Below are 12,152 nucleotides of genomic sequence, written 5' to 3' on the forward strand. Positions count from 1 at the left end.
TCTGAAAACAGGCCCCTATTTTTTTGGTCAATCATAGGAAATCGACACTTCCTCGTATTCCACTTTGTCAATGATGCCCGGATAGTTGGAATCCACAGTTCTGCTATATAGATCCTTGGTGACGGGATAGGCTTCCAGATCACCTTCCCATAAATCGTCATCGATAAGATCTTGAACGTCGGATTCATTGTTGCCGTTATGCAACCAAGCATCCAAGTTTTCGTCATCAATGATGACAGGCCGCCTTTTCTTTTCATTGTGGATATCGGCAAACATGGGGGTGGCGTCCTTTGTCAATACCGCAAAGGTCCTTCTACCATCAACCGTGTTGGTATAGATGCCTGCTAGGTATATGGGGTCGCCGTTCTTTCTATGGAAGTAAAAGGGAACCTTAAAGTCTTTGCCCTTGACTTTCACTTTCGTATTGTGTGGTTCGAAGAAACCATCCACTGGAATGATGCACCGCTGGTTCTCCCAACAGTACCGGTACACGAAATGGTCAAACAGCTTTTCGGATTTGGCATTGAGTCCTCCAAAGGTCTTTGGGTTCTTAAAGTACTCCGTATAGTTTTCCTGTTTTTCCTTTGGGGGCATGATACCCCACATGGCAGGGAGCATATTGTTGGGCTCTTCCTGGCCCAAGGTCCACATCACGGGATGGCTCCAGCCGTTGGCATGGAAATAAATGAGTTCCAAGTCGGTATCCAAATCACCGTACATGGCCTTGACGGAGAGCAATTTCTCCAGTTCCTTCCGTTCCCGGGTCTGTCTGGTCGAGTAGCACATCTTGAGGTTGAATTATGCTGTATTAAGATAGTCAAAATTGTTAAAGTTTTGAAATGGGTCAACCCTTTCCGTACATTTGGATATTTTCCAAATTATAGGAATAAATCCAATAAGTTTTATGAAGCCCACCATTCTCCATCTCGATCTGGATACCTTCTTCGTCTCCTGTGAGCGGCTGTTGGACAGCCGTCTGATGAAGCGGCCACTCTTGGTCGGTGGGTTGGGGGACAGAGGGGTGGTCGCGGCCTGTAGCTATGAGACCCGTCGCTTCGGGGTGCATTCTGGGATGTCCATGAAAGTGGCCCGTAGGTTGTGCCCAGAGGCCACGGTCATCAAGGGTAATGCGGGGACCTATATGAAGTTTTCGGACAATGTGACCGAGATCATCAAGGAAAGCGTGCCGGTCTTTGAAAAGGCCAGTGTGGACGAGTTCTATGCCGACCTTTCCGGGATGGACCGTTTCTTTGGTTGTTACAAATACGCCTCTGAAATGCGGCAGAGGATTCTGAAAGAGACGGGATTGCCCATTTCCTTTGGACTCTCCCAGAACAAGGTGGTCTCCAAAGTGGCCACCGGGGAGGCCAAGCCCAACAACCAGATGAAGATCGACCTTGGACTTGAAAAGGAGTTCTTGGCTCCCCTGCACATCCGTAAACTGCCCTCGGTGGGGGAAAAGACCTATGGGCTTCTCTCCAATATGGGGGTGACCACCATACAGACCGTACAGGAATTGCCCTTGGAAATGTTGGAAAGTGCCTTTGGCCTGCACGGACGGACCATTTGGATGCGGGCCCAGGGGCTGGACAATTCCCCCTTGGTCCCGTTTCATGAACGGAAGTCCATTTCCACGGAACGCACCTATGGAAAGGATACCACCGATATGGTCAAACTGGAGACCACCTTGTTCGCCATGGCTGAGAACCTGGCCTACCAACTCCGAAGGGCCAACAAGATGACGGGCTGTGTAAGTGTGAAGATCCGGTATAGTGATTTCAAGACCTACACCAAGCAGAAACGGGTTCCCTATACTTCTGCGGACCATGTGTTGGTACCCATGGTGAAGGAACTCTTTACCTCCCTTTATGACCGAAGGATGCTCATCCGACTTGTTGGGGTCAACTACAGCCATATTGTAGGGGGGCACTATCAGATCGACCTGTTCGCGGATGACGAAAAACTGCTCAACCTCTATCAGGCCATGGATCGTGTACGGAATCGATTTGGGGAATCCAGTTTGATGCGTGCCTCGGCCATGGGGGCCCATAGTATAGGAAGGGGAGGTAATCCCTTTGACGGACAACCGCCCATCTTATTGGCCCATAGACAACAATAATGTACCTGAACTGCCATACATATTACTCTTTGAACTACGGGGTGCTCTCCGAAACAGAGCTTTTGGAGTTGGCCCGTTCCCATGGGGTGGAAACCTTGGCCCTGACCGACATCAACAACAGTTCGGCGGGCATGAACTTTGTACGCTTGGCCAATGAGCAAGGGATACGTCCCATTCTGGGAATTGATTTTCGGAACGGGAACATACAGGAGTTTGTGGGCCTGGCCCAAAACAATGAGGGGTTTCGGGAAATCAATGCCTTTCTTTCCCAACACCTGCACAAGGGAACGCCCATTCCCTTCGTGGCTCCAATATTTGAACATGTCCATGTCATCTATCCCTTCGAGAAGATACAGGAAGAGGAACGAACGGATTTCAGGGCTTATGAATACATAGGGGTATCAGTAGAAGAGCTCCGGAAGTTACGGTTCTCCAGGTATCGGGATTTTAAAGACAGATTGGTGTTGTTGCAGCCCGTGAGTTTTCGCAACAAAAAGGATTTCAATACCCATCGGTTGCTTCGGGCCATAGGCTTGAACACACTGTTGAGCAAATTGCCCCAGTCCGAGGAGGCCAGACCTACCGATACCCTTCGGCCAATGGAAGAACTAAAAAAAGCCTTGGCCGATGTTCCACATATTTGGAAGAATACCCAGCGGCTAATGGACTCCTGTTCCATTGCCTTTGGGTTTGGAAGTGAACGGGTTTCCCAGAACCAGTCCCGTTTTTTAGCGTCCAAGGCCATGGATGTGGAACGGTTGCGGGAACTGGCCTTGGATGGGTTGCCCCGACGCTATGCCCATCCTACCGAAAAGGTCAGGGAGCGAATGTTCAGGGAACTGCGTACCATCCAAGAGCTGGATTTTGTGTCCTATTTTTTGATCAACCATGATATCGTCTCCTATGCCAAGTCCAAGGGTTATCCCTATGTGGGTAGGGGAAGTGGGGCCAACAGTCTGGTGGCCTACCTTATCGGGATCACCGATGTGGATCCCATTGAACTGGACCTGTATTTCGAACGGTTCATCAATCCCTTTCGGGCCTCGCCCCCGGATTTTGACATTGATTTCTCCACTTGGGACCGAGATGATGTCACGGCCTATATCTTCAAGCGTTTCGGACATGTGGCCCTCTTGGGCACCTATAACACCTTTAAGTACCGGGCCGCCGTGCGGGAACTGGGCAAGGTGTTCGGCTTGCCCACGGAGGAAATCGATAAGCTCAGTGCGGGTCGCTATGAGCAGGGAAGCTTGGACGAATTGGCCCGATTGGTGCTGAAATATGCCACCTATATCCATGGGATGCCGAATTATATCAGTGTACATTCCTCGGGAATCCTGATCTTGGACCGTTCCGAGCACTATTACTCGGCCACGACCCTGCCACCGAAGGGGTTCCCGACGGTGCAGTTCGATATGATCATTGCCGAGGATGTGGGCCTGTTCAAGTTTGATATTTTGGGGCAACGGGGATTGGCCAAGATCAAGGAAGCGGTGGAGGTCATTAAGGGTAACCAGCCTGATGCCGTGCTTTGGGACATCAAGAGTGTGGAGGCCATGAAGAAGGATGCCAATATCAACCGGCTGTTGAGCGAAGGGAGGGCCATAGGGGCCTACTATGTGGAATCCCCTGCCATGCGGGGGCTGATGAAAAAGCTACGGACCCATGACTATCTGGGATTGGTAGCTGCCAGTTCCGTAATCCGTCCTGGAGTATCTTCCTCGGGAATGAAGGATGAGTACATCCGTAGGGAACGGGAACCGGAACGCCGTAAGGAGGCCAATCCCATTTTGTTGGAGATTATGCCAGAGACCCACGGGATAATGGTCTATCAAGAGGATGTGCTCAAGGTGGCCCATCTCTTTGCAGGATTGGACCTTGGGGAGGCCGATGTGCTGAGGCGGGGGATGAGCGGAAAGTTCCGCTCCCGGGAGGAGTTCCAAGCGGTGAAACTCAAGTTTTTTGAAAACTGTAAGCATAAGGGGCACGATGCCGCCCTGACCCAAATGGTCTGGGAACAGATCGAGAGCTTTGCAGGCTATGCCTTTGCCAAGGGACATTCCGCTTCCTATGCCGTGGAAAGCTACCAGAGCCTGTATCTGAAATGTTACTTTCCTCTGGAGTTTATGGTGGCCGTGCTCAACAATGGGGGAGGGTTCTATGATACGGAGCTTTATGTGCACGAGACCAAAATGTGGGGCGGGGTCATCCATCCGCCATGCATTAACCGAAGTGACCACGTCAATGCCATCTATGGCAAGCACATTTATTTGGGACTGGGACAGCTTCGGAGTTTGGAACGCTTGGTCATCCAACGCATTTTGAACGAAAGGCAGCTCCATGGCAAATTCCGGGATTTTGATGATTTTATCGACCGCGTCCCGATTGCCATCGAACAGTTGACCATCTTGGTGCGTATCGATGCCTTTCGTGTCTTTGGGATACCCAAAAAGCAAGTGCTTTGGCAGGCCGTGTTCAAGACCAAGGCCCATCGAAAGGATACGGTCCAGAAACTACTGTTCAAACCCAACCACAGGCATTTTACACTACCAAATTTACCTTCCCATCCTATTGAGGATGCCTATGACCAAATGGAACTCTTGGGATTTCCACTTTGCGGGTATTATGAACTCATGGACGGCAAGGTAAGGAGCCGGTTGACTGCGGGTGATTTTGAAACCCATGTCAACCAAAAGATATGGATCTATGGCTCCCTGGTGCATACCCGGTTGAACACCACATCCAAAGGGGACACCATGCGCTTTACCACCATGCTTGATCTGGCAGGTCACTTTTTTGACTGTGTCCACTTTCCCCAAACAATGGCATCCACACCCATTCATGGAAAGGGCATCTATCTGTGCCATGGAACGGTGACCGAGGAGTTCGGACACTATAGTCTGGAGGTGGTGTTGACGATCAAGCAGCCCTTGAAACCCGACCCGAGGCAGGTGAAATCTGTTTCTATTGGTATTTAAACGATTCGGGTATTGAGATGTGCTGTGAATCATGCAATGATCTAATGGGAAGTACAACGGGCCTATTAAATAGATCTTGGTTGATATATCATGAGCAAAAGTGATACAACCGATCAAAATCCGACAACAATCTAGCTCCAATAGGGTTTGGAAATAACACCTGTTCGAACGGTCGTCAAAAAACACTTCCACCGACAATCATCCAATTTTTGATTTGTAAAGGTTTCCCTATTGAACAATATAAATATCATATGTCATTGGCGAACCCTTGCTTATGGTTCGATGATAACAATTTGGTCATATTCCGAAGGGCAACCCAGATAAAAAATGGGCATCTCCTAGTCATAACACAAAACCTTTGTTGTAAGATTAATCTTTATAGTAATAAACCCTTAACGATTGATAACAAGTAATCTAATAATTTGACATTATGAAAAACAATAAAACAGTAATGAGCTTGGGACAGAATATTTTTTATGCATTGGTCATGATATTTGGCCTCCAATCATGTAATAATGATGATGACGGGGAAGGGAAATTTCAGGGATGTGGACTTGAAAGAACGACCTATCAAGAGGTGGTCGATCTTGAAGGTACCATCAGCTATTTTGATGGACCTGACGTTTACGCGGTAAGATATGCTCCGGAACCGGAAGAAGGTACCAATATTGATACCGTAATCTATGGTATTCTGTGTGACCTTGAAGAGGATTTGAAAACCACCGGCGCAGTGGTTGTTTTTTCCGGAACACTTAAAAACCTTACGGAAGAAGAGACCAATCTCTTTGAACCCATTCCATCCGGAACGGAACTATTTGTACTGGACCATACAAAGCTGGAATTAAAACCATAACCCATAAAAATCTTATCATGAAACAGAAACTACTTTTAACATCATTGGGATTACTGGCTGTATTAGCTGTTAATGCCCAGATTTATGACAACGATGCCCTTGACGCGGAGGATAATTTTGTAGTAGGGGGTATGTCTTGGGCCTCTAATACCATTACCTACTATTTTTTGAACGGCACACCGGACATTTCGGGAACTACAGCAGAGCGGAACGCAATTAGGGACGCTTTTGGAATATGGGAGGATTTCACCAACCTGAATTTTGTCGAAGGGACTTCCGCGTCCAATTCAGATATTGTTATATCATGGGGGGCCGGAGATCATGGTGATGATTTTCCATTTGATGGTGTGGGCACGGTCCTTGCACATGCTTTTCAACCACCGGCAAATGGAACGACCCATGACCTTACCGGTGATATACATTTTGATGAAGACGAAACATGGACCACGGCCACGCGTACAGCAAGGGGCAATCCAAGGGATCTGGTTACGGTTGCCGCACACGAGATCGGTCATGCCCTTGCACTTCGACATACAACGGTTGCAGGCTCATTGATGGTAGGTGGCTATACAGGGTCGCACAGATTTCTATGTTTGGATGATATTCAGGGAATCCAGGACATTTACGGAGGTGTAACCAATTACACTGCCATCCAAGGGGATGATACCATATGTGGCACTGGTAATGTGACCTACACCATTGACGGGGTCTGTGATTTCACGGGTATAAGCTGGACATCATCAAGCAATATCCAAATTGTCAGCCATACAGGTGGTTCCGTAACAGTAAAGAAAATCGGAGGTGGCAGTACCGGATGGTTTCAAGCGAACATCCTGGCGTATTGCTCAGAAAGAACGTAACGTTGACAACCACGGTGGACATTATCCTTGATACGGCCGAATTTGAGGGAAGTGCGTTTTATGTAGCTGCCCATGCCACTGGCGGATCCGCTCCCTACAATTGGTACATAAACGGCCAATTGATCTCTACCACTTCCTCTTCTTCGTTCAGCTATCGCTATCCTTGTTCAACAGGAAGCTCCTATGTTGGTGTAGTTGCCAATACGGCCTGTGGCTCCCGTTCCGATCAAGCGTATTATTATGAGGATTGTGGCAGTGGTCATCGAATGGTGGTATATCCAAACCCAGCATCCTCGGAAATTACGATTTCCCAGATACAAGAGAAAAAGGAAGTCTATTATCCTTCGCTCAGTTCCGAATCCATTTCCCAAGCTCGGGATATCGTATTGACCTTGTTGGACTTTACGGGAAAACCTGTAAAGGAAATGGCTTTCAATGAACCAACACAAGATGTGAAGATGGATATCTCTACCTTAACAAAAGGAATCTATTTCCTAAGGATTGTTGGAAATGATGTGGATGAGACCCACACTGTCGTCATCGAATGACACTATGATAAAACAATCGGAAAGTAGGGGGCTCAAGGCCCCCTTTTTCATTTTATCCTATACTTCAAAAAAATTATTGGGGTCTTTATTATTCGCTATCAGCAAAGACGGTTAGCCGATTATATTGACCGTTTTATTTTCGATGGATTGAATCATTGAGTTGACTCTTTTGATATACAAGTCCAATTGAAGAAGGAGGCTGGTGTTTGTTCCGATCAATACTGTCCAAAGATAAACCCGGAAAATATTTCTCGGACAAGGGACGGCATAAAACCGTTGCCGATGTCACTTCCTGCCTGCCGGCAGGCAGGTTTATTCCGTTTCCTTCCCACTCCAAAATTTTCCCTTGCGTTTGGCGGTCTGCCACTATTGTTCAATTTAAAACGCAGATCATGGAAAAACAAAACGTAGTGCAACTGGATTTTGGCTTTGAACTGGAGCCAGCGACAACATCAATTCCAAACTTAGGACCCAAGTCCTTGAAAAAGGTTAAATCCGACTTTATGGACCTATTGCAAAGTCCCATCATTGTGTATCCATCACAATGGCAGGATGCCGTTCCCAAAGACCTTTTAAACAATATTACCATGGCCCGGATGTTGACCCAGATGCGTGGGGAACCCATGGCCTCCTTGACCGAGGTTGTGGCCTATATGATGCCCAGGACCTTCGAATCTCCCATGCCCAGTGAATGGGTGAACATCTATACCTGGTGTGGGCTCCAGTATGCCAAGACCTTTAAGAAGGATGGACAAATCGAGGCCATGGAGGAAGTGGCACCAAAACAACTGTCCGAATATGAGATGGGTCTTTTGAAAAGGTTAAGGGTCTGGATCTATGAGAAACGAAGAAAGGCCTTAAAGGATAGCTTAAAAACTTCAATGCCCAAGTTGAGCGGAACTTCCCCCAACAATCAGGGAGAGCTGTTCCAGAAAGACTAAAAGGAAACCAAGTTCTAGGATTACCCAAGTACTTTTGACCCATTACCATCGCAATAGTTGAGGTATAGGCATTTAGCCTAAACGGAAGTCGTCCAAACGGATTTTTGGTGCGTCCTTCCTTTGCAAACCCTTCTTGGGGTTTTGCCGTGCAAGGCCGCAAATCCGTCAGTCCGCCCATCAAATTTTAAGGGGTCCTTAATAAAAGAAGCCCTGGTTGTTTTTCGGGGCATCGAAAAACAGGGCAGTGCCCAAGGACTTCCAATCAGGACACCATCGACTGCACTTGCTTAACTTCCCATACACTCCCTTGCCGATGGGTCTGAAGGAATTCCTAGGGCCCTCATCGAACCTGTCAAGGCCAAGGCAGGTTTTGTCCATAAATAGGGTTTCCACTTCCTTGAAAACCTTAAGGTTTTGCTACGTCGCGGAGCCTCCCGATTTCTGTCCAAAAGCCTTGACAGAACCCCCTTCTTTTATTGTGCTACGCACGTAAGAAGCAAACAAACGCCCCTTAAAATTTGGGAAACAAAAACCAAAAAATAGAGGGGAAATTTTTAACCCTGTTTGCTGATTTATCCATACTGGAAGACGGCAGGCCTTTAAAACTTTTTATCATGAGTACATTGAGAAACAAAGTGCAACTTATCGGAAACGTGGGGCAGGATCCCACCATCACAGACCTTGACAAAGGCAAACGTGTGGCACGGTTCACCATGGCCACCAATGAACATTACAAGAACTCCGAAGGGGAACGGGTGACCAATACCGAATGGCATACCGTCATTGGATGGGGTAAGCTTGCCGACATCATCGAAGGCTTTGTGACCAAGGGCAAGGAAGTTGCCATCGAAGGGAAATTGACCTCCCGTTCCTATGAGGACAAAGAGGGTACTAAAAAGTATGTGACCGAAGTGGTGGCCAGTGAGATCCTGCTCCTGGGTGGTGGCGAGAACAATACCACCGAGTAAAATGGATAGGGGTGTCCAACTTTTGGGCATCCCTTTCTTTTTCATCCTTAATACTATTGAAATGGAACACCGTGTCAATGAAATACAGATCAGTTATAGGGAAAAGCTCAGCACCCTGAAATCCCTTTCCGTGACCAATTCCAACGAGGTGGCGAATCTATTGTTCCAAAACTGGGACAACAAGACCATAGGCCTGCACGAGACCTTTAAGATCGTGCTGCTGAACCAGTCCAACAAGGTCAAGGGTATCTATCCATTATCCCATGGGGGCATCACGGGTACCATGGTGGATCTGCGCATCCTTTTTGCCATTACCCTAAAGACCCTTTCGGTTGGGATCATCTTGACCCATAACCATCCCTCTGGGCAATTGAAGGCCAGTTATCAGGACAAACAATTGACCCAAAAGATCAAAGAGGCCGCCCAGCTTTTTGATGTCAAGGTTTTGGACCATATCATCCTTGCCCCTGATGGACGGTATTACAGTTTTGCGGATAATGGAATCTTATAATCCAATGTTCATGGAAGCGGATATGGAAATGACCGATCTTGGAATAGGGTCGGAACTGCAACATGACCTTGGGGATTATCCCGATGGTTTTGACCCTAGCCTTTATGATTTATAACAATGAAATTTTTAAGCATTGAATTATGGTCTATTTGAATTTTACCAACCTTGATAGCGAAACCCAGGAACGTTTGCTTTCCGTATCCAAAGAAGATGTGGAAAACCGTTCCGGGACCGAATTGCGCCAATTTGCAGAAACCCACGATAAGGACTATAATGCCCTCTTGGAAGATGAAGCCATGCGAAATCTATACAATTATGATTTTGTATTCAATATGTAAAACCTAAAACACACCATCGAAGCCCATCCATTATGATGGGCTTTTTTTATGTCCCGAACCTTGGTTTTTATATCTTTAAAGGGTTGGTTTTCAACAGCAATTAAAGTGCGGAATTCTTTTGATATGCCTAGCATATCGGTTTGACTTTCCTTGTTCCGTACCCATCGATTTGACTTTTACAGATTAGGCAACTGGGTTCAATTCCTATTGGTTTTGACCCATGTTGTGCGATACGATTTGGTCCCTTCGGGACAAATCGGAGAAGCAAGAGGATAGCGTGCTGGCGCAGCGCTACCAATCATGATTGCTCCGCAAGGCCCTGTTTATGGGGGCTAAGATGGATGCAAGGAAAATGGGCAAAGGTGGTTTTCACGGAAAACAGCCTTGAGGCCAATAAAATCAAGGGATTTTTCACGGAATTATGGAAAATGAAAGCAAAAATGAACGGTTCAAGAGCTTGAGTATCAAGGAACCGGTATTGTTGAAATTTAGACGGTTTTCCAAGCAATTTGGCAAATCCCAATCCATGACCCTGTTGGCCATGATGGAGTTTTTTGAGCGACATGGGATCTCCCCGGACCAACATTTTGGGGAGACCATCGCAAGTATGAAATTGTTCATAAAGCGACGCTTCAATGCCATGGTGGCCATCATGCGAAGCATCGAAAAGGAACAGACCCTGCCCACCGTCAGTATGATGCAGGCTCTCTTTCAACAGGAACTGGAACCCGAGGAGGGGGAGGAATGGGAAGGGGACTTTGAATTTTTTGAAAAGCAGTTGACCGAGATCAACACGCCCACCAATCCTGAACTCTTGGACAAGGAGACCACGGTCCCCAAAATCGTACATGAGCGCTTGAAGGAACAATTGGAAGATCTGAAGGAGGATTTTGGGCATGTGCTGAAGCATGTTTCCGTGACCAAGAACCGCTTTGGAAAGGACCACCTCAAACTGGACCTCAAACCAGGGGCCATTGAACAATACCGCACCAAACTCAAAAATCTATAAGCATGTACATCGCCATCACAAGACAACACTTGGGAGATAACTATCACGGCAGTGCTAGTGATTTTGTCAAATATTTGGAAAAGGAGAACGAAGGTAAGGCCCCCGAAGAACAAGAGCTTTTTTTCAACCAAACGGAAAATGACATCGATGCCCAGAGGGTCATTGCCGAGATCGATGCCAATACGGCCAAACTTTCGAAACGGGATCCCAAGTTCTATTCCATCATGGTCAGCCCCTCCCAAGCCGAGCTCAAGCATATCGGGAATGAGCCTGAAAAACTGAAACAGTACACCCGGGAACTAATGAAGACCTATGCGGCCTCCTTTTATCGGGACAAGGAAGTTTCAGTAAAGGATGTGTTGTATTTCGCGAAACTGGAAAGGGAGCGGACCTATTCCGAAAATGACAAAAAGATCAAGGAGAACCAGCCCTATGCCAGCAAGATTTTGGAACTGCAACACCAGCTCAGGGCCATCAAAGAGGGACGGGAGCAAGGGGATGTGCCCAAAATTCAGGAAAAAATACAGGCCTTGGAAAGGGAGGCACCCCATAAACAGAATGGGAAACGTATCGTTCCAGGCATGGCCAAGGAAGGCCATCAGAGCCATATCCATATCATCGTGAGCCGAAAGGATGTGACCAATGCCCATAGCCTCTCCCCAGGATCTAAGTTCCGTACATCGGAGACCATCCTTAATGGGGAGAAGGTCAAACAGGGGTTTGATCGGGACAAGTTCTATAGGGCGGCTGAGAAGAGCTTTGACAAACAATTCGGCTACCGCAGGAACTTTGTGGAGACCTACCAGGCCCGAAACTTGTTGGATAAGGATCCCAAGAAATTCTTTGCGGCCCTTTTGGGATTGCCCTCGACTGAGAAACAAGCCGCCAGGCAATTGTTGTTCAAGGCAGGTATCAAAGTGCCGAGCATACCTACAAACCAAGCACAGTTGGCCTATAAAGCGATGATGCAACTTAAAAAAGGAATCGGAAAAGCTCTGGAATCAGGATCCATTGGAATTTAAACAAA

Annotated in this window: 12 protein-coding genes; 11 read left to right on the forward strand and 1 reads right to left on the reverse strand. The window is 47.3% G+C overall.

Translation table 11 applies throughout. The features are described from left to right. Nucleotides 1-27 precede the first annotated feature (27 nt). Nucleotides 28-786: an SOS response-associated peptidase gene (locus LKX84_RS13425; protein ID WP_228237678.1), complete on the reverse strand. Its 759-nt coding sequence runs from the start codon at nucleotides 784-786 to the stop codon at nucleotides 28-30. 118 nt (nucleotides 787-904) lie between these two features. Here LKX84_RS13425 and dinB point away from each other — a divergent pair, with 118 nt between their 5' ends. From dinB to mobB, 11 genes are all read left to right on the forward strand, one after another. After that, the gene (dinB, locus tag LKX84_RS13430; protein ID WP_228237679.1) at nucleotides 905-2,119 is read left to right on the forward strand and encodes a DNA polymerase IV; all 1,215 of its coding nucleotides are present in this window, start codon (nucleotides 905-907) and stop codon (nucleotides 2,117-2,119) included. After that, nucleotides 2,119-5,097 carry a DNA polymerase III subunit alpha gene (locus LKX84_RS13435; protein ID WP_228237680.1) on the forward strand — a complete coding sequence of 993 codons (2,979 nt, stop codon included), beginning with the start codon at nucleotides 2,119-2,121 and terminating at the stop codon, nucleotides 5,095-5,097. Before dinB ends, LKX84_RS13435 begins: the two co-directional genes overlap by 1 nt. A gap of 430 nt (nucleotides 5,098-5,527) precedes the next feature. Further along, nucleotides 5,528-5,950, forward strand: a complete 423-nt coding sequence (locus LKX84_RS13440) for a hypothetical protein (RefSeq protein ID WP_228237681.1) — start codon at nucleotides 5,528-5,530, stop codon at nucleotides 5,948-5,950. Nucleotides 5,951-5,967: 17 nt separating this feature from the next. Next, nucleotides 5,968-6,810, forward strand: coding sequence for a M10 family metallopeptidase domain-containing protein (locus LKX84_RS13445; protein ID WP_228237682.1), 843 nt, complete (start codon nucleotides 5,968-5,970; stop codon nucleotides 6,808-6,810). Then, nucleotides 6,792-7,358 (forward strand): T9SS type A sorting domain-containing protein, encoded by a 567-nt coding sequence (locus LKX84_RS13450; RefSeq protein WP_228237683.1) that lies wholly within the window; start codon nucleotides 6,792-6,794, stop codon nucleotides 7,356-7,358. Before LKX84_RS13445 ends, LKX84_RS13450 begins: the two co-directional genes overlap by 19 nt. Nucleotides 7,359-7,750: 392 nt before the next feature. Then, nucleotides 7,751-8,299 carry a hypothetical protein gene (locus LKX84_RS13455; RefSeq protein WP_228237684.1) on the forward strand — a complete coding sequence of 183 codons (549 nt, stop codon included), beginning with the start codon at nucleotides 7,751-7,753 and terminating at the stop codon, nucleotides 8,297-8,299. A 614-nt stretch (nucleotides 8,300-8,913) separates the two neighbouring features. Next, nucleotides 8,914-9,267 (forward strand): single-stranded DNA-binding protein, encoded by a 354-nt coding sequence (locus tag LKX84_RS13460; protein ID WP_228237685.1) that lies wholly within the window; start codon nucleotides 8,914-8,916, stop codon nucleotides 9,265-9,267. A 61-nt stretch (nucleotides 9,268-9,328) separates the two neighbouring features. Next, nucleotides 9,329-9,778, forward strand: coding sequence for a JAB domain-containing protein (locus LKX84_RS13465; protein WP_151890963.1), 450 nt, complete (start codon nucleotides 9,329-9,331; stop codon nucleotides 9,776-9,778). Between the two features lie 140 nt (nucleotides 9,779-9,918). Continuing rightward, nucleotides 9,919-10,116, forward strand: coding sequence for a hypothetical protein (locus tag LKX84_RS13470; RefSeq protein WP_228237686.1), 198 nt, complete (start codon nucleotides 9,919-9,921; stop codon nucleotides 10,114-10,116). A 421-nt stretch (nucleotides 10,117-10,537) separates the two neighbouring features. Beyond that, a complete protein-coding gene (locus LKX84_RS13475) occupies nucleotides 10,538-11,125 on the forward strand; it encodes a BfmA/BtgA family mobilization protein (RefSeq protein WP_228237687.1) in 588 nt (195 codons plus the stop codon). Between the two features lie 2 nt (nucleotides 11,126-11,127). After that, nucleotides 11,128-12,147, forward strand: a complete 1,020-nt coding sequence (gene mobB, locus LKX84_RS13480) for a MobB family relaxase (RefSeq protein ID WP_228237688.1) — start codon at nucleotides 11,128-11,130, stop codon at nucleotides 12,145-12,147. Nucleotides 12,148-12,152 lie beyond the last annotated feature (5 nt).

Source organism: Allomuricauda sp. M10 (assembly GCF_020782875.1).
Lineage (GTDB): Bacteria > Bacteroidota > Bacteroidia > Flavobacteriales > Flavobacteriaceae > Flagellimonas.

What these genes read in the sequence shown, in the direction of transcription:
- LKX84_RS13460 (WP_228237685.1), top strand. Translation starts at nt 8,914, where the DNA reads ATGAGTACATTGAGAAACAAAGTGCAACTTATCGGAAACGTGGGGCAG.
- LKX84_RS13440 (WP_228237681.1), top strand. Translation starts at nt 5,528, where the DNA reads ATGAAAAACAATAAAACAGTAATGAGCTTGGGACAGAATATTTTTTAT.
- LKX84_RS13455 (WP_228237684.1), top strand. Translation starts at nt 7,751, where the DNA reads ATGGAAAAACAAAACGTAGTGCAACTGGATTTTGGCTTTGAACTGGAG.
- LKX84_RS13445 (WP_228237682.1), top strand. Translation starts at nt 5,968, where the DNA reads ATGAAACAGAAACTACTTTTAACATCATTGGGATTACTGGCTGTATTA.
- dinB (WP_228237679.1), top strand. Translation starts at nt 905, where the DNA reads ATGAAGCCCACCATTCTCCATCTCGATCTGGATACCTTCTTCGTCTCC.
- mobB (WP_228237688.1), top strand. Translation starts at nt 11,128, where the DNA reads ATGTACATCGCCATCACAAGACAACACTTGGGAGATAACTATCACGGC.
- LKX84_RS13425 (WP_228237678.1), bottom strand. Translation starts at nt 786, where the DNA reads ATGTGCTACTCGACCAGACAGACCCGGGAACGGAAGGAACTGGAGAAA.
- LKX84_RS13465 (WP_151890963.1), top strand. Translation starts at nt 9,329, where the DNA reads ATGGAACACCGTGTCAATGAAATACAGATCAGTTATAGGGAAAAGCTC.
- LKX84_RS13435 (WP_228237680.1), top strand. Translation starts at nt 2,119, where the DNA reads ATGTACCTGAACTGCCATACATATTACTCTTTGAACTACGGGGTGCTC.
- LKX84_RS13470 (WP_228237686.1), top strand. Translation starts at nt 9,919, where the DNA reads ATGGTCTATTTGAATTTTACCAACCTTGATAGCGAAACCCAGGAACGT.
- LKX84_RS13475 (WP_228237687.1), top strand. Translation starts at nt 10,538, where the DNA reads ATGGAAAATGAAAGCAAAAATGAACGGTTCAAGAGCTTGAGTATCAAG.